The sequence below is a fragment of the Streptomyces sp. NPDC001732 genome (genome assembly GCF_053596315.1).
Genome location: NZ_JBSFFY010000027.1, coordinates 60190 through 79449 on the forward strand (window position 1 = coordinate 60190; position 19260 = coordinate 79449).

Consider the following 19260-nt stretch of genomic DNA (forward strand, 5'->3'; position numbering starts at 1 on the left):
CGATGTGCCGGTTCGTGCAGCGAATGCCGCGAACCGACCCAGGTTCGCCCCGGAACCTCAGTCGGAGCAATTGATTTTCTGGACGTTCCGGACGGGGCCGCGGTGTCCGGAACGGCTCGGTCGAGCAGCACCGGACCCACGGCCCCGACCTGGGGCGTCAGGCCTTTTCTGGATCCTCCGAGTCCATTCCGGAGCGGGCTTTCTTCCACTCGCCGCGGGTGAAGTCGGGGATCTGCTGCGGCGCGCCCTTCGCCTTGATGGACAGATGGCTGAGCGGTACGGGCGCCGTCCACGTCGCTGCGTCGTACACGTCGAAGTCGGGGACGAGGCCGAGCCGCATGCACTGCATCAGCCGGAACACCAGCATGTAGTCCATGCCGCCATGACCACCGGGCGGGTTGGCGTGCTCCTTCCACAGCCAGTGGTCCCAGTCCTGGTACTTGGAGAAGTCGCCCCAGCTGTCGTTGGTGTGGTCGGGCTCGATGTAGATGCGCGCGGGGTAGTCCTCGAAGACGCCCTTCGTCCCGCCGAGGCTGTTGATCCGGGAGTAGGGGTGCGGAGTGGACACGTCGTGCTCCAGCCGGATGACCCGTCCCTTGGCGGTCTGGACGAGACTGATCGTCCGGTCGGACTCGATGTAGGTCTCCTTCCAGCTCGGGTCACCGGCCGGCATGTGCTTCTCGCGGTACTCGGCGAGCCCGAGCGCCGGGGAACCGACACTGGTGATGCTCACCGCGCGGTCACCGCGGTTGATGTCCATGTAGTTGGCGACCGGCCCGAAACCGTGGTTGGGGTAGAGGTCGCCGCGCAACCGGGTGTGCCACAGCCTGCGCCAGGGGCCCTCGTAGTAGTCAGGGTCGAACATAAGGCCGCGCAGATCGTGGTTGTACGCTCCCGCGCCGTGCAGGAGGTCGCCGAAGAGCCCGGCGTGCGCCATGCGCAGCACCCGCATCTCGTTCCGCCCGTAGCAGCAGTTCTCCAACTGCATGCAGTGGCGCCTGGTGCGCTCGGAGAGGTCGACCAGCTCCCAGAGCTGATCGAGCTGGAGCGCGATCGGACACTCCACGCCGACGTGCTTGCCGTTCAGCATGGCGGTCTTCGCCATCTGGAAGTGGAAGTCCCAGGGCGTCGCGACATAGACGAAGTCGATGTCGCCGCGCTTGCAGAGGTTCTCGTAGTCGTCCTCGCCGTTGGTGTAGACGGCGGGCGCGGGTCGGCCCGCCGCGGTCACCTTCGCGGCGGCCCGTTGCGCCTTGGCCTTGACCGGGTCGCAGACGGCGACGACCTGCACGCCGCTGACGGCGAGGAAGAGGTCGATCATGCTGCCACCGCGGTTGCCGAGGCCGACGATGCCGACCCGGACGGTGGAGCGCCGGTCGAACGGCACCCCCGCCATGGTCCGCCCCTGGCGCTCGGGGACGGACGCCTGTTCCGCGGTGGTGGCTCCGGGGCTCCGGGCAGGGGTGGCGGCGGATGCGGTGCCTCCGGCGAGAGCGCCGAGTCCGATCCCGGCACCGGCCACACCGGCGGTCGTGCGCAGGACCGAGCGACGGCTCATCGAGCCCTCGTCGCCGCCCTGCGTGCCGTCGTCCTGCTGTGCTGCGTCGTTCATCGATCCTCCGGAAGGGGGTCTGACGTGCGCGGCTTCTGAATGAACCTCGGTAAGGACCTTGGTAGTTGGCACTGCTGGTGCGCAAGGGGAGCGATTGGACTCCCGTTTTGAAACCATGGACTTTTGTGCGCGCGGAAAGGGCTTTCCGTGCACGTGCGAACTTTCGTGCGCGCGTGAACTTTCATGGGCGGGAGCTTTCACGCACACGGTTCTTCACGCATGCGGTCCTTCACGTACGCGGTCCTTCGTGCACGTGGTTCTTCACGCATGCGGTTCTTCGTGCACACGCGTTTTCACGGACATACGGAAAGCCGGGCGGGCCCGAAGCGCGGGCCCGCCCGGCAGGTGCGGCGTCTACCGCTGCCGGAGGATTCCGGAAGTCACCGCCCGGCCGGTTCCGGCCGCGTCGCCCGCTCCAGCTCCATCAGCACCGAGTAGTACGAACGGCCCGTGGCCCGGTCCATCCCGATCTCGCACATCCGGTTGGCCGAGAGATGGGCGTCGTACTCCCGACCCTTCACCTCGGCGGCCTCCTTCGCCGTGGCGGACTCCGTCAACTCCTTGTGCAGCATGCCGCGGTCGCCCGCGAAGGCGCAGCACCCGGCGTCGTCGGGGATCACGACCTCCTCCGCGCACGCCTCGGCGACCGCGCGCAGCTGCTCCACATCGCCCAGGTGCTGCATGGAGCACGTCGGATGCAGCACCGCCGAGCCGGTCTTCCGCAGCACGGTCAGCTCCGGAAGCAGTTCGTCGGCCGCCCAGACGAGGGAGTCGACAATGGTCAGCTCCCGGTGCAACTCGCGGTTGTCATCGGTGAGATACGGCACCACCTCGTGGGCGATGCCCAGTGTGCAGGAGGAGGCGTCCACGACCAGCGGCAGCTTTCCGCCCGCTGTCCAGCCCCAGGCGGCCTCCACGATGCGGTTGGCCATCACGGTGTTGCCGTCGTCGTACCCCTTGGAGTGCCAGATCGTCGCGCAGCAGGTCCCCGCGACGTCGTCCGGGATCCACACCGGCTTTCCGGCACGGGCGGAGACCGCGACGACCGCCTCCGGCAGCGACGGGCCGCGATGCCCCTCGGGGCCGCCGAAGATGCGGTTCACACACGCCGGGTAGTAGACGGCGCTCGCCCCGGTGCGGGAGGTACGGGGCAGCTGCCGGGCGGCTGCACCGGGGATCTCGGGCAGCCACTCGGGCACCAGATCGGGGCGAACGGCCTTGCGGGCGAGCCCGGTGATGGTCTCCAGCGGCCCGTCGCCGATGCGGTCGCCGATCCGGCCGGCCGCGGCGACCGCGAGCCGGGCCGCGGCCTCCACCGCCTTGAAGTTCTTCGCGGTGAGCGCCGCGATCCGCTCCTCCCGGGGCGAGTGCCGCCGGTGGCGGAAGTCCTTCATCATGGCGCCGGTGTCGATGCCGACCGGACAGGCGAGCTTGCAGGTCGAGTCGCCCGCGCAGGTGTCGACGGCGTCGTAGCCGTACGAGTCGAGCAGCTGCGTCTGGACGGGGGAGCCGTCCGGCTGCCGCATCATCTCCCGGCGCAGCACGATCCGCTGGCGCGGCGAGGTCGTCAGATCATGGCTGGGGCAGGTGGGTTCGCAGAAACCGCACTCGATGCAGGGGTCGGCGACCGGCTCGACCTCGGGGATGGTCTTCAGCCCGCGCAGATGGGCCCTGGGGTCGCGGTCGAGGACGATGCGGGGGGCCAGGACCCCGTCGGGGTCGATGATCCGTTTGGTGCGCCACATCAGTTCGGTCGCCTTCGGACCCCACTCCAGCTCCAGGAACGGGGCGATGTTGCGGCCGGTGGCGTGCTCGGCCTTCAAGGAGCCGTCGAAGCGCTCCACCGTCAGTCGGCAGAAGTCGTCCATGAACGCGGCGTAGCGGTCGACGTCGGACGCCTTCGCCGCGTCGAAGGCGAGCAGGAAGTGCAGATTGCCGTGTGCCGCGTGGCCCGCCACGGCGGCGTCGAAGCCGTGTTCCTCCTGGAGCGCGAGCAGGGCCTCGCAGGCGTCGGCCAGCCTGGCGGGCGGCACCGCGAAGTCCTCCGTGATCAGCGTCGTGCCCGAGGGACGGGAGCCGCCGACCGCGGTGACGAACGCCTTGCGGGCCTTCCAGTAGCCCGCGATGATCCCGGCCTCACGGGTGAAGGCGTTGGTCACCGAAGGCACCGGGGCGACCAGGTCGAGCTCCTCGACGGCGGCGGCCGCCGCCCGCTCGTACGCCTCCTGGCCCGCCTCGTCCGGGGCCCGGAACTCCACCAGCAGCGCCGCGGTCTCCTTGGGCAGCCCGGCCCAGTCCGCGGGCACGCCCCGAACGCTCACCGACGCGCGCAGCGTGTTGCCGTCCATCAGCTCGACGGCGATCGCCCCCGCCTCGTTGAAACGGGGCACGGCCGCCGCGGCGGCCGTCAGGGACGGGAAGAACAGCAGGGCCGTCGAGACGCGGCGGTCGAGCGGCAGGGTGTCGAAGACGACTTCGGAGATGAAGCCGAAGGTGCCCTCGGAGCCGACCATCAGACCGCGCAGGATCTGCACGGGCGTGGCGCCGTCCAGGAAGGCGTCCAGCCGGTAGCCGTTGGTGTTCTTGATCTCGTACTTGGCGCGGATCCTGGCGGTGAGCCCGGCGTCCGCCTCGATTTCCGCCTTCAGCGCCATCAGTGCCTCGCACAGCCGCGGTTCGGCGCGGGCCAGGTCCTCGTCCGCCGCCGGGTCGCCGGTGTCGACGACGGTGCCGCTCGGCAGCACGAAGGTGAGGGAGGAAACCGTGCGGTAGGAATTGCGGGTCGTGCCCGCGGTCATCCCGGAGGCGTTGTTGGCGACGACTCCGCCGATCGTGCAGGCGATGGCGCTGGCCGGGTCGGGGCCCAGCAGCCGGCCGTACCGGGCGAGGGTGGTGTTGGCCCGCACGACCGTCGTCCCCGGGCGGATGCGGGCCCGCGCGCCGTCGTCCAGGACCTCGATGCCCGCCCAGTGGTGGCGCACGTCGACGAGGATGTCCTCGCCCTGGGCCTGCCCGTTCAGACTGGTGCCTGCGGCCCGGAAGACGACCTCCCGGCCCCTGCCGTGCGCGTACGACAGGATCGCGGAGACGTCGTCGATGTCCTCCGGGACCACGACGACCTGGGGGACGAACCGGTAGGGACTGGCGTCGGAGGCGTACTTCACCAGGTCGGAGACCTTCCACAGCACTTTCTCCGGCCCGAGCAGGGCGACCAGCTCGTCGCGCAGCGCATCGGGGGTGCCCGGAGCCTGGCGGGCGGGGACCCTGTCCACGGAGGGCGTGCGCGGCACCTCGGGGCGGAGTGCTTCCGGCTTCGGCTCCAGCAGTGGCATGTCGGGTTCTCCTCGGCGGTTCGGTCGGTACGGCGGCGGACACGACCGCGCCCGACGGGCGGAGCGCGGTCGCGCGTCTAACAGCGGCGCTCCGGCATTCCGTTGACCAGGGCGGTCAGCAGTCCGCCGAGCACCTCGCGCTGTTCGGCGGTCAATGGAGCCAGGATCTCCTCCGCGGCGGCCCGGCGCGCGTCGCGCAGCGATCGGAGGGTGGCACGGCCCTCCTCGGTCATCTCGATCCGGACCACCCGGCGGTTGTCCGGATCGGGGGCGCGGCGCACCCGGCCGCTCGCCTCCAGGCCGTCGACCAGGCTCGTCACGGCGCGCGGGACCACGTCCAGGCGCTGGGCGAGATCCGCCATCCGGGGCGGGCCGTCGTAATGCGCGACGGTGCGGAGCAGGCGGAACTGTGCGGGGGTGATGCCGATCGGCTCCAGCTGGCGGCTCTGGATCCGCTGGAGCCTGCGGGTGACCCGCAGCAACTGCTCGGCGAGAACGCCGTCGGCGTCGGAGGAGTCCATGGGGGAACAATATCAGGACCTTGTGCATTGTGGGTATAGGTAACAATGAGCTATGCTCCCAAAAGTCCTGACCGGTCGATCCCTCGGGGTCGAGCCGCCGCTGCCGCCCGGCCGCCGGTTCTCGCACGCCCGACGAAGGAGCCCATGAAGCCCGACGAAATCAACTGGACGCCCCCGCCGCGGGGTGAGGAGCGCCCGCCCGCCGAGGTGCGGCGCATCCTGCGCCTCTTCCGCCCCTACCGCGGCCGGCTCGCGCTGGTCGGGCTGCTCGTCGGCGCCTCGTCGCTGGTGTCGGTCGCCTCGCCGTTCCTGCTGCGCGAGATCCTGGACACGGCCATTCCCCAGGGGCGTACGGGGCTGCTGTCGCTGCTCGCCCTCGGCATGATTCTCACCGCCGTGACGAACAGCGTCTTCGGGGTCCTGCAGACCCTGATCTCCACCACGGTCGGCCAGCGCGTCATGCACGACCTGCGCACCGCGGTCTACGCCCAGTTGCAGCGGATGCCGCTCGCCTTCTTCACCCGCACCCGCACCGGCGAGGTGCAGTCCCGCATCGCCAACGACATCGGCGGCATGCAGGCGACCGTCACCTCCACCGCGACGTCGCTGGTCTCCAACCTCACCGCCGTCGTCGCCACGGTCGTCGCCATGCTGGCGCTCGACTGGCGGCTCACCCTGGTCTCGCTGCTCCTGCTGCCGGTCTTCGTGTGGATCAGCCGCCGGGTCGGCCGGGAGCGCAAGAAGATCACCACCCGGCGCCAGAAACAGATGGCCGTCATGGCGGCAACGGTCACCGAGTCGCTCTCCGTCAGCGGCATCCTGCTCGGCCGGACGATGGGCCGCTCGGACTCCCTCGTCAAGGGCTTCGCCGAGGAGTCCGAGAAGCTCGTCGACCTCGAAGTCCGCTCCAACATGGCCGGCCGGTGGCGGATGTCGACGATCGGCATCGTCATGGCCGCCATGCCCGCCGTCATCTACTGGGCGGCAGGTCTCGCCCTGCAGTCCGGCGGCCCGGTGGTCTCCATCGGCACGATCGTCGCCTTCGTCTCGCTCCAGCAGGGCCTCTTCCGGCCCGCCGTGAGCCTGCTCTCCACCGGGGTGCAGATGCAGACCTCCCTCGCGCTCTTCCAGCGGATCTTCGAGTACCTGGACCTCGACGTCGACATCACCGAACCCGGGAATCCCGTCCGGCTGGAGAAGATCCGCGGCGAGATCCGCTTCGAGAACGTCGACTTCAGCTACGACGAGAAGAGCGGACCGACCCTCAGCGGCATCGACGTCACCGTTCCGGCCGGCAGCAGCCTGGCGGTCGTCGGGCCGACCGGATCGGGCAAGTCCACCCTCGGCCACCTGGTGCCCAGGCTCTACGACGTCACCGGCGGCCGGGTCACGCTCGACGGCGTCGACGTACGCGATCTGGACTTCGACAGCCTGGCGAGAGCCGTGGGCGTGGTCTCCCAGGAGACGTACCTCTTCCACGCCTCGGTCGCCGACAACCTGCGCTTCGCCAAACCGGACGCGACCGACGCGGAGATCGAGGCGGCGGCCCGTGCCGCGCAGATCCACGACCACATTGCGTCGCTCCCCGACGGCTACGACACCCTCGTCGGCGAGCGCGGTCACCGCTTCTCGGGAGGCGAGAAACAACGCCTCGCCATCGCCCGTACGATCCTGCGCGACCCGCCCGTCCTGGTGCTCGACGAGGCGACGAGCGCCCTCGACACCCGCACGGAGTTCGCCGTGCAGGAAGCGATCGACGCCCTTTCCGAGGGGCGCACCACCATCACCATCGCGCACCGGCTCTCCACCGTCCGCGACGCGGACCAGATCGTCGTCCTGGACGGCGGCCGGACCGCCGAGCGCGGCAGCCATGACGAACTCCTCCGGCGGGACGGCCGCTACGCCGCCCTGGTCCGCCGGGACACCCAACTCGCCCCCGCCACGGGCTGATCGGGAGCAGTGCGCCCCGCCCCCGATCGGCCCGGCCCCCGGCCCCGATCGCGGCTCGTCCGGAAACGCGGCGACGCCGCCGCTCCCGTGGGACGGGGAGCGACGGCGCCGGGCGGAGCGACGGTCAGACGAGCCAACCCACGAAGTGGATGATGCCGGCGAGCAGGTTGGTGATGACGTTCATTCGGTGTTTCTCCTTGTACGTGTTGCATATGTGGGACAACGCAGTCGCGGTCTGCAGCCCGTCGCTTGCGCCCTGTAATCATCCTGCGTTGCGGGTGCCTCGGGCAACGAATGGTGAAGCGATCACGCGTTCCAGCGAACACTCGATCCCTTGTTCGTTTGTTCGCGTTTGTCGGGCGGGCTCGTGTCGTCCGGGCAGGCGCCCGCCTCGTCCCTTCACGCCGTGACGGGGGCGAGTTCCTCGTCGGTCCGTACCGTCGCGTTCCGCCCGTCCAGCAGCCGGGTGATCGCGTGCACCGCGGCCCGTCCCGCCCGGTTGGCGCCGATCGTGCTGGCGGACGGCCCGTAGCCGACGAGGTGGATGCGTGCGTCCCGGACCGCCTGGGTGCCCTCGACCCGGATGCCGCCGCCCGGCTTGCGCAGCTTCAGCGGCGCGAGGTGGTCGATGGCGGCCCGGAAGCCGGTCGCCCAGAGGATGACGTCCGCCTCGACCGTCCGCCCGTCGTTCCAGGCCACCCCGTCGGGCGTGATCCGGTCGAACATCGGCAGCCGGTCGAGCACTCCCCGGGCGCGGGCGCGCCGGACGGCGTCGGTGAGCGGGAGCCCGGTCACACTCACCACGCTCTGCGGCGGAAGTCCGCGCCGGACCCGTTCCTCCACCATCGCCACCGCGGCCCGGCCCCGGTCCGCGTCGAACGGGCCCTCCCGGAAGACCGGCGGCCGACGCGTCACCCAGTACGTCTCGGCCGCCACGTCGGCGATCTCCATCAGGTGCTGTGTGCCGGAGGCGCCCCCGCCGACCACCACCACGCGCTGTCCGGCGAACCCGGCCGGGCCCGGATAGTTCGCGGTGTGCAACTGCCGCCCCCGGAAGCTCTCCTGACCCGGGTAGCGCGGCCAGAACGGCCGGTCCCAGGTGCCGGTGGCGTTGATGAGGGCGCGGGTGGCGTACGTGCCCTCGGACGTTTCGACGAGCAGCCGCCCGTTCTCGCCCTCGCGCACCGCGCTCACCTCGACGGGGCGGTGGACCCGCAGGTCGAAGGTGCGCTCGTACCGTTCGAAGTACTCGCCGACGACCTCGGAGGAGGGGCGGTCGTCGTCGGCCCCGGTGAGCTCCATGCCCGGCAGCGCGTGCATGCCGTGGACCTTGCCGTAGGTCAGCGAGGGCCAGCGGAACTGCCAGGCCCCGCCGGTCCGCGGGGCGCGGTCGAGCACGACGAAGTCGCGGTCGGGTTCCAGGCCGGTGCGCCGCAGATGGTAGGCGCCGGACAGGCCCGCCTGTCCGGCGCCGATCACGACGACTTCGACTTCACGCGCCGCAGCCACTCCAAAGTTGTTCACGCTTCTACCAACTGTTGCGGGAGCGAGGATCTTCCCGGGGCGGCTTCGGGAGGGGCCGGGGATCGGGGGAGCGCCATCCCTGCCCCGCCTCCCGGGCCCCGACCCTTGCCCCGTACGGCGCGATCCCGGCCTGGCCGACCGGTGCGGTGGGGCTCACTGTCCGTGAGGACCGGTCGCCGTTGCAGCAACAGCCTTTCGAGGGCGCGGACGACGACAGCGACGGTGAGGCCGAGAAGGGCGTGGGCGTGGCGGCCCGGTCGTGGCCGGATCTGTGCGCCGTACGGCACCCCTTCGCCGTGATCGTTCCGAGAAGGGACGGGCACGGCTCAGTCGTCACCCGCTTTGCTCTGCCGTACTGTCCTGCGGCTAGTTTGTGTGCAGCACAGATACGCAGGCCCGTGGTGGTAGAGGTGCACGGGGGACGGGAGGTCGGGAAGAGTGTCGCTGCGCGGAGGTGATCCAGCCGAGATCGGCGGCTACCCGCTTGAGGCGCGGCTCGGCTCGGGCGGCATGGGCACGGTCTTTCTGGCCCGCACGAGTTCGGGGCGCCCTGTCGCGATCAAGCTGATCCATCAGCAGTTCGCGGGGGACGACGAGTTCCGTATCCGTTTCCGGCAGGAGGTGGCGGCGGCACGGCGGGTGAGTGGCGCGTTCACCGCCGCCGTGGTCGACGCCGACCCCGAGGCCGAGCAGCCGTGGATGGCGACGACCTATATCGAGGGGAACACGCTCACCCAGCACATCGCCACGAACGGCCCGTTGAACGGAGCGGAGCTGAGGAGGCTCGCCATCGGGCTGGCGGAGGCGCTGCGCGACATCCACCGGGTGGGGGTCGTCCACCGTGACCTGAAGCCCTCGAACGTCGTGCTCTCGCCCGAGGGCCCGCGCGTCATCGACTTCGGTATTTCGCGTGCCGCGGACCAGGAGACGCTGACGATGACCGGGCGGATCATCGGCACGCCGCCCTTCATGTCGCCGGAGCAGTTGCAGGCGCCGCGTGGTGTGGGGCCGCGGTCCGACGTCTTCTCGCTGGGGACGCTGCTGGTGTACTCGGCGACGGGCCACGGTCCCTTCGACGCGGACAGTCCCTACATGACGGCATACCAGGTACTGCACGAGGAGCCGTCACTGGACGCCGTGCCGACGGCTCTGCGCGCGGTCGTCGAATTGTGTCTGGACAAGGAGCCCGAGAAGCGTCCCTCGGCGGACGAACTCCTCGTGCTGCTGCGGGACCTGCCGGCCGACCTCGGGGGAACCGACGCGGGCGGGGCCGACGCGGGCCGCACCCGCGACGTGGTCACCGAGCACGACTTCGCGGCACGGGCCACCCCGGCGCCGACCGCCCCGACCACCGCCCCGGCCGGTTCCGGCGAAGGGAGCACCGGCACCCCTGTCGGCCCTCGTCCGGGTCGCCGATGGCGGCCCGTGCTCGCGGCCGCGGTCGCGGTGGCGGCGATCGGCGGGGGAGTCGCCGTGCTGAAGGTGGCCGGCTTCGGGGGGAACAGCGACGGCAGGGGCGACAGTGTCGCGACGCCGGGTGCCACGCTTCCGGACGGCTTCGAGCCATGGCGCACGACCGTACGGGGCGGGCGCCCGGAGATCCCCGACGAGCTGCGTTGCGTCGCGCACGGCGACGCACTGTTCTGCGGGGGCGGCAGTGTTGTCGCGACCCGTATCGGGGTCACGGACGGCTCGCAGGCGTGGACGGTGAAGAGTCCGGGCGTCCCCGTCCAGGGCATGCATCTGGTGGGCGCCACCGACGACACGGTGCTCGGCTACCGCTTCGCCGCCGAGGGCGCCCCGCAGGACCCTCCCAGCGAGGTGGTGGCCATCGACGCGAACAGCGGCCGGGAACTGTGGTCCGTGCCGTCCGGGGCCCAGTCGCAGGCCGTCACGGGCCGGACCCGGGACGCCCTTGTGGTCGGCTCCGCCGTCGTGACGGTCGACGCCTCCAACTCCCGCTTCGAGGCCCGGGACGCACACAGCGGTGAGGTCGCCTGGACGACGCCGTTCCCCGCGGGTACGCAGTGCGCCCCCGTCCCGGTGGGCCCACAGCTCTTCGCGATGTGCGCACCGAACGCGGAGGTCGACGCCGTGGAGGTGCGCCACTCCACCCTGTACGCGATCGACCGCGCCTCGGGGGCACTGGACAGGCCCGTCGCGGTCGACGGCCCCGCCGTGCCGATGGGCGTCGCCGACGGCAGGCTCGTACTCCTCCAGGTGCACATGGAGGGACCGGAGCTGACCGGTTACGACGGGGTGGCGAGGGTCGACCCGGCCACGCGGAAGGTCACGTACTCCCGACTGGCCGAGACATACGCGGGGACGCCGGGCATGGTGGACGGCACCCTCTACGTGAGCGGGCAGGCCGGTCTCGTCACGGCGCTCGACCCCGCGACCGGCCGGAAGAAGTGGTCGCGGCAGACCGGCGTGGAGGGTGCGTCGGGGCCCGCCGCGGCAGCCGGCGCGCTGTACTTCAGCTCGGCCACCGGCCGGGTGGTCGCGCTGTCGCCCCATGACGGCAAAACCCTGTGGGCGACGGACCCGCAGGTCGATGGCCTGACGGGCGAGCAGGGCGCAAGCCCGCGCGTGACCGTTGCGGGACGTGTGGTGATCGTGGCTGCGGCCAAGAACACCCTTTTCGCCTTCGACGCGCAGAAACCGTCGAAGTCGGGCTGATCCGGGCGGCGCCTCCCCGTCCACGTGCTCGGGCAGACGCCGCTTGCACGCGTCGATGCCGACAACTCCTTCGCCGGGCCCGGCCCCTCGTCGCCCTCTGGGGACGGGCGGCGTCTGCATCGCCCGTGCGGCCCCGGTGAGCGCCGGGGCAACGGACGGTTGGCAGCAGACGAGGGCCGCCGCCGTGGCCTGGCGCGCCCGGACTGTGCCAGCCGCTCGCCGGAGCGGCACGACTGCCCGGCATCGTCGGCATCGCACCCCCGGCTTCCGCCGCGCGAGATGGTCACGTCCACGATCGAGCGGGTTTCGTGACCGGGACGGAAGACTCCGGCACCCCGTTTGTCAGTGGTGATCGTCATCATGGGGAGACGGCCGATCCGGACCCGACCACCGGCGGAATCCGGCGGCTTCACCACGGCGACCGGGCCAGGGAGGGCACAGTGGGACATTTCGAGGGCTTCGACATGGCCGGGTTCTGGGACGACTCGGCGTACGCGCTGAAGGAGTACGTGGAGGGGACCCCACCCACGCGGGAGCTGATCGCGTCCGTGGAGGAGGAACTCGGCGGGTACCGGCTGCCCGACTCCTACATCGCGCTGATGACCGCGCACAACGGCGGCATTCCGAGCCGGGACCACTTTCCCATGACCGAGCCGACCTGCTGGGCCGACGACCACATCGCGATCACCGGCATCAGGGGCGTGGGGCGGACCAGATCGCAGTCGCTCGGCGGCGAGTTCGGCAGCCGGTTCTGGATCGACATGTGGGAGTACCCCGACATCGGTGTCTACTTCGCCGACACACCGTCGGGCGGCCACGACATGCTCGCCCTCGACTATCGCGCGTGCGGCAGGCACGGCGAACCGGCCGTGGTGCACGTCGACCAGGAGGGCGACTTCGCGATCACCCCGGTCGCGGAGAACTTCGAGGCCTTCGTCAGGGGCCTGGTCGACGAGTCCGTCCACGACACCTCGGAGCAGGACCGGATCGACGCCCTGGCCACGGTGCGCGACGGCGGCTTCTCCCCGGTGCTGGTGCGCGCCTTCCGCGAGGTCGCCGACGTTCTGCCCGACGCGGACCGGCGGATGCGGGTACTCGCGGAGGCCATCGTGCACGACAAGGGGTTCTTCTCCCTGCACGCCGATGCGCGATCCACGCTGATGTACGACTACCTGTTCTGGTTGTTCACCCGCTTCAACCGGGTCGGATCCTTCGACCAGTACATGAGGACGTCCCCGCAGGACGAGCGTTCCTACGCGACACCCGACTACGAACTCATGATCGTCTTCTGCCTCGTGACCGATCCCTACGAATTCAGCACCGGCGGATACGCCCGCGGCTTCCTCGAGGACTGGTGGAACTCCCGTGTCGCCTCGGGGCACATCGGCGAGACCGCCGACGGCTATCGGATGACCGAGGCCGCCGTCACCACCCTGCTAGACGAACTCGCCGCCGTGGTGGGCGACCGATAGTCGCGCCCGGCCCTGGAGGCGTCCACTCGTGGGGAGTTGCGGCTCTGATAGGTTCCAGCTTTTGATCCACCGGTGAGGGGGCTCCGTGGACCGGGTGCCGTCGTGGTTGCGCAAGCCGCTGTTCATGGGGGTGCCGCTCGTGTCGGCGGTCGTCGGGGCGGTGTTCTTCCTCGGCGTGGACCGGGCGGACCGCAGTGGGCATGCGGCGGCGAACCGGGCGCAGTTGAAGCGTGCTTGTGCGGGGCTGCTGCCGTACGAGGAGCTGCGGGGTCTCGTGCCCGACGACGTTGCCGGTGTGGTGCGTCAGTACGGGACCGTGCTCGATCCCGGTGAGGAGAGCCGCTCCCTGGTGAACTGCTCCCTCACCTGGCCGGGGCACGGAGCGGTGCGGGTGCGGGCCGTTGCGCTCGTCTCCCGGCTGCCGATGACGGTACGGGCCGAGGACATCCTGCCCGGCGGTGACGACGAGGGGTACGAGGTGCCCGGAGTCACCGGCAGGACGGGCGAGGACGGGCGGACCTGGGTGGTCGCCGAGTGCCCCGGCGGGCTGGAGGGGCGGGTCCGTGAGGTGTCCGGAATGTATGTGACGGCCGATGTCGATCTGCCCGGGGCCGGCAAGGACAAGCCGACCGAGTACCTCGCCGACTTCCGTACCGCAGTCCAGGTCGCCAACGGAATCACCGCAGCTCAGAAGTGCGGTGGCCCGCCACTGAGGATGCCCACCCGGGTCGTCGACACCTACGAGGCCCATGTCACCGCGGACGCCGACGGGGCCAACATGGAGGTCGAGAGGATCGACGAGCCGGGTCTGGGCGTGCGGAAGTGCCGCGGGCTCGGCACGCGCGCGGGCTTCCCCGGCAGGTGGACCGCCGTCGGCGACCTCCAGGACTCACGGCTGCTGAGCGTCTGCGATGCCACCGTCCTGGACCGCCAGGACCCGATGGACACCGACCCGGCACCGCCCGACGGGGCGGTGGTGGAAGTCTCGGCGGCGAGCTGGGCCGGGCCGCTCGGTGAGTCCGCCAACGGTCAGTACGACCGCACCGGTGACAGCTTCGGCTTCCGCGAGGGGGAGCGGACGAGGGCCATCCCCGAGTCGAAGCCGCACGAACTCGCCCTGTGGGCACGGTCGGAGTGTGCCGCGGGCGCCACCTACCACCGGGTCACCGTCCGCAGGGAGACCTCAAGCAGCAGCTCGCGCGTACTCGGCGAGGCCGAACGCACCAAGTTCTCCAAGGACGTTCGCAAACTGATGGACAGCTATCTCGCCGACCCCGGCGGCTGGCCCGGACAGCAGCGGTGCCACGACACCGAGATCCTCTCGGAGGTGGAGGGATGGCGGTGAGGCGGATCGTTCTTCGGGTGGTCGCGGCCGTGGTCGCGGCGGCCGTCGCCGTCGCCGGGTATCTCCTGGTGCACGGCGACTTCCAGCGCTGGAGCGACGAGGCGGCGCTCGACGGAGCCTGCGACGGCCTGCTCGACCGGAACGTGGTGCGCGACGTCCTCGGGCCGGGAGACGTCGAGGTCGAGGAGGCGGTCGGGGACAGGGACAAGGCCGAGGCGAGCGGTACGGACCTGGTGGGCTGCGAGGTGCGCGTCCGGGGCGGTGGAAGCGCCGAGATCCGTGTCCTCGACCTCACCCGCGTCGGACGGAACCTGGAACACCTCTACTACAGGGGCACGTCGATCGGGCTCGCCGTGCCGGTCGGCCACGGCTGGGCGGGACTCTTCGGCGCGACCCCGCCCCGCTCCGGAACGAGGGACCTCTTCAGGGCAGCCGAGGACGAGAAGGTGACCACGAGCCTGGTCCTCCGATGCACCGGGGGCGACGGCGCCGACAGCCTGTCCGTCACTGTCGAGACCACCCTCGACAAGTCCCTGGACGACCCGGCCGTACGACCGGAGTTCGCCAGGATCGCCACCTCCACCGCGGCCAGGGTCTCGAAGGGCCGGCACTGCGGGGCCAGGCTCGGGAAGCCCGTCGACAGCCTCGACCTGCCGGTGTACGAGGACGAGTACGAGCCGCTCGGCACGGCCGACGGAACCTGCTCCGGCATCCCCGCCGCACGCGGCGTGACGATCGCCACCGAGACCGCTCGCAAAGGGGCACCGCACGAGACGTGCCGGCTCGGTGACGCCGACCGCACGACACGGTACGAAATCGAAGCGGACTACGGTCCCTATGCGCAGGAGCGGTTGCGCGGCTACGAGGAGGATCAGCGGGACCGCTACGAGGAGGATTCCCGAAAGGACACGCCGGACAGCGACACACCCGCGCACCACCGGGACCGGGACGGCCGCATGAGCTGGACCACGGCCACGTGCGCGGACGGCCGGGCCCTGTTTGTCCTGCACCCTCTGTACGAGAAGTACGAGAAGGGGAAGCGCCGCGGGCCCCCGAGTGCCGAGGCGGACCTCGCGTACGAACGTACCGTGCTGAAGACCTTCGCCGAGCGCTCGGCGAAGGCCCGTGGATGCTCGGCACCGGTCAGCCCCCGAGACCGTTCCGGGTGAGGACCTGCGCGCCGAGTTCGCGAGCGCCGCACTCACGCCCCTGAGGGGTGGCCTCGGCTGCCGGCGCATCGTCGGTGACCGGCCGTGGGACGCCACGCCCCCTTCGCGCACCTCACCGTGCACTTTCCGGGTGCCGTCGCGGAGCTCCGGACGTTGAAGTCCGATGTCGTCGCGGGCCGGGAGCAGGGGACGCCGTACGCCCCGGTCCGCCCGAGCTGCACGCCGTGGGGACGGGAGGTAACGTCTGTACCACCGAACGTCAGCAGTGGGACAGCGGCAACGACACCGTCGCCCTCGAACCCGTCGCCGTCACGTACGACCGCGAGACCATCGCCAACCCCCTGCTGCGGCGGGCGGGCGTCGAGGTCCTCGCCGTCGGCGGCGGCGAGCCCGGCCGCGTCCGGAAGGTGCCCACTGCACGGCCTGCCCGGTCGCCCGCGACGCCGTCGACGACTGAACCAGCAGGAAGGCTTCTCCATGAACCCCGTGCTCAGCAGTGAGGTGCTCGCGGAACTCCGTCGGCCCCGTCCGTACCCGGCCGTCTCGCTCGTGATGCCGACGCACCGCCGCGAACCCGACAACGCCCAGGACCGGGTGCGGCTGCGCAATCTCCTCACCGAGGCGGAGAAGGCGCTCACCCAGGACCCCGACGTGCCGCGCGAGCGCCGGATCGCCATCCTGGACCAGCTGGGCCGCGCCGCAGCCGAGGTCGACCTCGTGCATGCGGAGGACGGCCTGGTGATTCACGTGGCGGAGGGGGAGCACCAGGTGTGGTCGCTGCCCAGGGACGTTCCGGAACGGGTGGTCCTCGCGGACACCTTCCTCACCCGCAACCTGGTCGCGGCCGCCGCCGCGGAGCGGCCGTACTGGGCGCTGGCCGTGGCCGCCGACCGGGTCTCGCTGTGGAGCGGCGATCCCGAGCACGCGGTCGAGGCCCAGCGTGACGGCTTTCCGCTGACCCGCAGCCTGGAGGCCCCGGACGCCGAGCGGAAGGAACGCATCGGTGACCTTCCCAGCACCTTCAGGGACGAGGCCACACGGCAGTTCCTGCGCGAGGCGCACGAGAAGCTGCGTGCCGTCCTGGCGGCCGAACCCCGCCCGCTGTACGTCCTCGGCTCCGCCGCCGCCCTGGCCCTGCTGGAGGAACTCGGCCCGCCGGCCCCGGAGACGGTCACGGTGGAGCACGGCGGGCTGGCCGACGGTCCGGCCACCGCCGTGCACGAGGCCGTCGAACCCTCGCGGGCCGCCCGGGAGACGGCCGCCGTCTCCGCCGTCGTCACGGAACTGGACGCTGCGCGCGGCAGACGGGAGTTCGCGGGCGGCATCGACGAGGTGTGGCAGGCCGTGGAGGAGGGCCGGGCCCGCGTGGTCGCGGTCGAGGACGACTACCGGACGGTCGTGCGGGAGGAGGGCGGTCATCTGGAACCGGCCGGCTCCGGCGAACCGGGCGCCCGTGACGACATGGTCGACGAGATCGTCGAACGCGCCCTGGACACCGGAGCCGAAGTCAGGTTCGTCCCCACCGACACCCTCGCCGACGAGGGACGGATCGCCGCGGTCCTGCGCTACTGAGCACACCCACGCCGCCCCGGACAACCTCGTCGCAACCCGCGAGCGGTGGGGGAGCGGCGCGCGCGACCCCTTCCAGGGCCCGTTGCCACGGATCGCCCGTCCACGCGCCTCTCCGGTTCCCGCGGCCCCGTCGTCGGGGCGGGACCGGCGGTGCCGGGGAAGGTGCAGACCGCCGTCAGGCCGTGTCCGCGCGGAACATGTAGTTGGTCACGAGTGCGGTGAGCTCCTCGATCAGTTCGTCGCGCCGGATGGCGGGCCGGTCGAGGATCCACCGCACGCTGAGCGCCTCCATGGCGGCCACGAGCACCCAGGCACGGGTGGCCCCGTTCCGCTCCTGCGGCTCACGTCCCGCGAGGTACGCCGAGCCCAGGTCCTGGACGCGGCGCCGGAGGTGATGCAGATGGTCCTCGTGGTAGCTCGGCGGCACCTCCTCGATCACGACGCGAAGGAGTTGCGAGTCCTGCTCCAGCGCGGACAGCAGGGCCTCGATCGCATTGGGGATCAACTGCTCGGGCGGATCGGCGAGATGGTCGGCGAGCGAGGCCGCCACCAGGTCGCCCGCCTGTGCCCAGTACCGCTCCATGAGCACGGTGAGGAGCTCTTCCTTGTTCCGGAAGTACTGGTAGAGGGAACCCGGGCTGATGCCGGCCGCGTCGGCGACCCGAGTGGTGGCGAACCGTGCGTAGCCATCGCGTGCCAGTACCACTCGCCCTGCGTCGATGATCCGCTCGACCATCTCCCGCGACCGCTCCTGACGGGGCATCTTACGCATAAGCGAATTGTATGCGAATAATCATTCGCATTACAACGGTTGTATGACGCAGAGCAGCGAGGTCCGTGCCGTCGGTCCGTTTCCGAGCCGCTTCCGGGAGGCGGAGGAACGCGGCCGCAGGATCGCCCGTGCCCTCTTCCTCTTCGCAGACATCGGCAAGGACGTCGACGAGGCCCTCATGGAACGACTGGGGGCCGCTCTCCTCCAGCGCGACGAACCGGGTGCCGCCCTCGCCGAGGCGATGCGGCTGCCGGCCGGGGACCCGGACCGGGTCACGCGTTCACTGATCGGCGAGGCCCTGCGCGCGGCCCCCGACGTCCCCCGGGAACTGCCGCCCGCGCTGCGGGCGTTCCTGGACCACGCGACGGCCGTCCCCGACTGGGTCGACTGGGACCGGATCGAACGCGGCGCGGCGGCCTACCGCTCCCTGGGCCGCAACAGCGGCGACGTCCTCACCCTCCTCTCCCTCGTCGGCGGCTACCGCTTCGGCGGACCGGCCGACCTGCTGGTGCTCACCGGCGGCCTGGGCGGGGACGAGACCCTGCGGCGCCTCGGCGAGACGGCCAAGTGGTCCCATGCCGTCACCCGCCCCGGCGGGCTGCGCCCGGGGGCCGAGGGCTGGCGTCTCACCGTCCATGTGCGCGCCATGCACGCCCTGGTGAACGCACACTTCGAACCGCGCTGGGACAGCGCGCGCTGGGGCCTCCCGATCAACCAGGCCGACCAGGCGGCCACCCTCGGGCTGTTCGACGCGACCGTGATCGCCGGCTGCCTCGGACTCGGGGTGCGCCTGACCCGTCGGCAGCGCGACGACCTCATGCACCTGTGGCGGTACGTCGGCCTGCTGATGGGCGTCGCGCCGCAGTGGCTGACCGACGACGAGAACGTCCGGCACCGATGGAACTACCACATCCTGCTGTCCGCCGCCGGACAGACCCAGGCCGGCCGGGACCTCGCCCGACGGACCATGGACGCCCAGGCCGAGCGCGGTTTCGGCCACGACAGCCCCCTCGTCGAACGGCTCCACCAACGCTACGAGCGGGCCCGGCAGACGAGCCTCCTCACCGCCTTCGTGGGCCCGGCCGGGATGCGCGACCTGGGACTGCGTCCCCGTCTGCCGTGGGGGCCGGTGCTCGCGCTCGCCACGAACACGGTCCGGTACCGGGTCCTCGGCGCACTGCCCGGCGGCCGGAAACGGCTGGAGCGGCGCGGCGCGCGTGCGCAGGACCGGGACCTGGCCTCGATGCTCCGCGACGGCCCCGCCTCCGTGGCCCACCTGCCGGAGACGGGGTGCTAGGGGGTTACCGGGCAG

General features: G+C 71.2%; 12 protein-coding genes and 1 pseudogene. 8 read left to right on the plus strand and 5 right to left on the minus strand.

Annotation, left to right across the window (positions count from 1 at the left end; genetic code table 11):
* Window positions 1-157: 157 nt before the first annotated feature.
* The 3 genes from ACWCXX_RS24080 to ACWCXX_RS24090 form a co-directional block, all read right to left on the minus strand.
* Window positions 158-1612 (minus strand): Gfo/Idh/MocA family protein, encoded by a 1455-nt coding sequence (locus ACWCXX_RS24080; protein ID WP_451130460.1) that lies wholly within the window; start codon window positions 1610-1612, stop codon window positions 158-160.
* Window positions 1613-1992: 380 nt separating this feature from the next.
* A complete protein-coding gene (locus ACWCXX_RS24085; protein WP_451130462.1) occupies window positions 1993-4944 on the minus strand; it encodes an FAD-binding and (Fe-S)-binding domain-containing protein in 2952 nt (983 codons plus the stop codon).
* Window positions 4945-5021: 77 nt separating this feature from the next.
* Entirely contained in the window at window positions 5022-5465 is a 444-nt protein-coding gene (locus ACWCXX_RS24090; protein ID WP_451130464.1) for a MarR family winged helix-turn-helix transcriptional regulator, read from the minus strand.
* Between the two features lie 144 nt (window positions 5466-5609).
* Here ACWCXX_RS24090 and ACWCXX_RS24095 point away from each other — a divergent pair, with 144 nt between their 5' ends.
* A complete protein-coding gene (locus tag ACWCXX_RS24095) occupies window positions 5610-7415 on the plus strand; it encodes an ABC transporter ATP-binding protein (protein WP_451130466.1) in 1806 nt (601 codons plus the stop codon).
* A gap of 399 nt (window positions 7416-7814) precedes the next feature.
* Here ACWCXX_RS24095 and ACWCXX_RS24100 read toward each other — a convergent pair whose 3' ends face one another.
* Window positions 7815-8924, minus strand: coding sequence for an NAD(P)-binding domain-containing protein (locus tag ACWCXX_RS24100; RefSeq protein ID WP_451130468.1), 1110 nt, complete (start codon window positions 8922-8924; stop codon window positions 7815-7817).
* A gap of 453 nt (window positions 8925-9377) precedes the next feature.
* On the opposite strand from ACWCXX_RS24100, the gene ACWCXX_RS24105 reads away from it, so the two are divergent.
* From ACWCXX_RS24105 to ACWCXX_RS24130, 6 genes and pseudogenes are all read left to right on the plus strand, one after another.
* A complete protein-coding gene (locus tag ACWCXX_RS24105) occupies window positions 9378-11618 on the plus strand; it encodes a protein kinase domain-containing protein (RefSeq protein WP_451130470.1) in 2241 nt (746 codons plus the stop codon).
* A 440-nt stretch (window positions 11619-12058) separates the two neighbouring features.
* The gene (locus tag ACWCXX_RS24110) at window positions 12059-13090 is read left to right on the plus strand and encodes an SMI1/KNR4 family protein (protein WP_451130472.1); all 1032 of its coding nucleotides are present in this window, start codon (window positions 12059-12061) and stop codon (window positions 13088-13090) included.
* Window positions 13091-13175: 85 nt separating this feature from the next.
* Window positions 13176-14435 (plus strand): hypothetical protein, encoded by a 1260-nt coding sequence (locus ACWCXX_RS24115; RefSeq protein WP_451130474.1) that lies wholly within the window; start codon window positions 13176-13178, stop codon window positions 14433-14435.
* Window positions 14426-15604: a hypothetical protein gene (locus ACWCXX_RS24120; protein ID WP_451130476.1), complete on the plus strand. Its 1179-nt coding sequence runs from the start codon at window positions 14426-14428 to the stop codon at window positions 15602-15604. The genes ACWCXX_RS24115 and ACWCXX_RS24120 overlap by 10 nt, the downstream gene beginning before the upstream one ends.
* A 203-nt stretch (window positions 15605-15807) precedes the next feature.
* Window positions 15808-16061 (plus strand): annotated as a pseudogene (locus ACWCXX_RS24125) (arginine deiminase family protein); the annotation flags it as partial.
* 20 nt (window positions 16062-16081) lie between these two features.
* Window positions 16082-17176: a baeRF3 domain-containing protein gene (locus tag ACWCXX_RS24130; RefSeq protein WP_451130478.1), complete on the plus strand. Its 1095-nt coding sequence runs from the start codon at window positions 16082-16084 to the stop codon at window positions 17174-17176.
* A gap of 175 nt (window positions 17177-17351) precedes the next feature.
* On the opposite strand, the gene ACWCXX_RS24135 is transcribed toward ACWCXX_RS24130, so the two are convergent.
* Entirely contained in the window at window positions 17352-17948 is a 597-nt protein-coding gene (locus tag ACWCXX_RS24135) for a TetR/AcrR family transcriptional regulator (RefSeq protein WP_451130480.1), read from the minus strand.
* A 43-nt stretch (window positions 17949-17991) separates the two neighbouring features.
* On the opposite strand from ACWCXX_RS24135, the gene ACWCXX_RS24140 reads away from it, so the two are divergent.
* Window positions 17992-19245, plus strand: coding sequence for an oxygenase MpaB family protein (locus ACWCXX_RS24140; RefSeq protein ID WP_451130482.1), 1254 nt, complete (start codon window positions 17992-17994; stop codon window positions 19243-19245).
* Window positions 19246-19260: the final 15 nt, after the last annotated feature.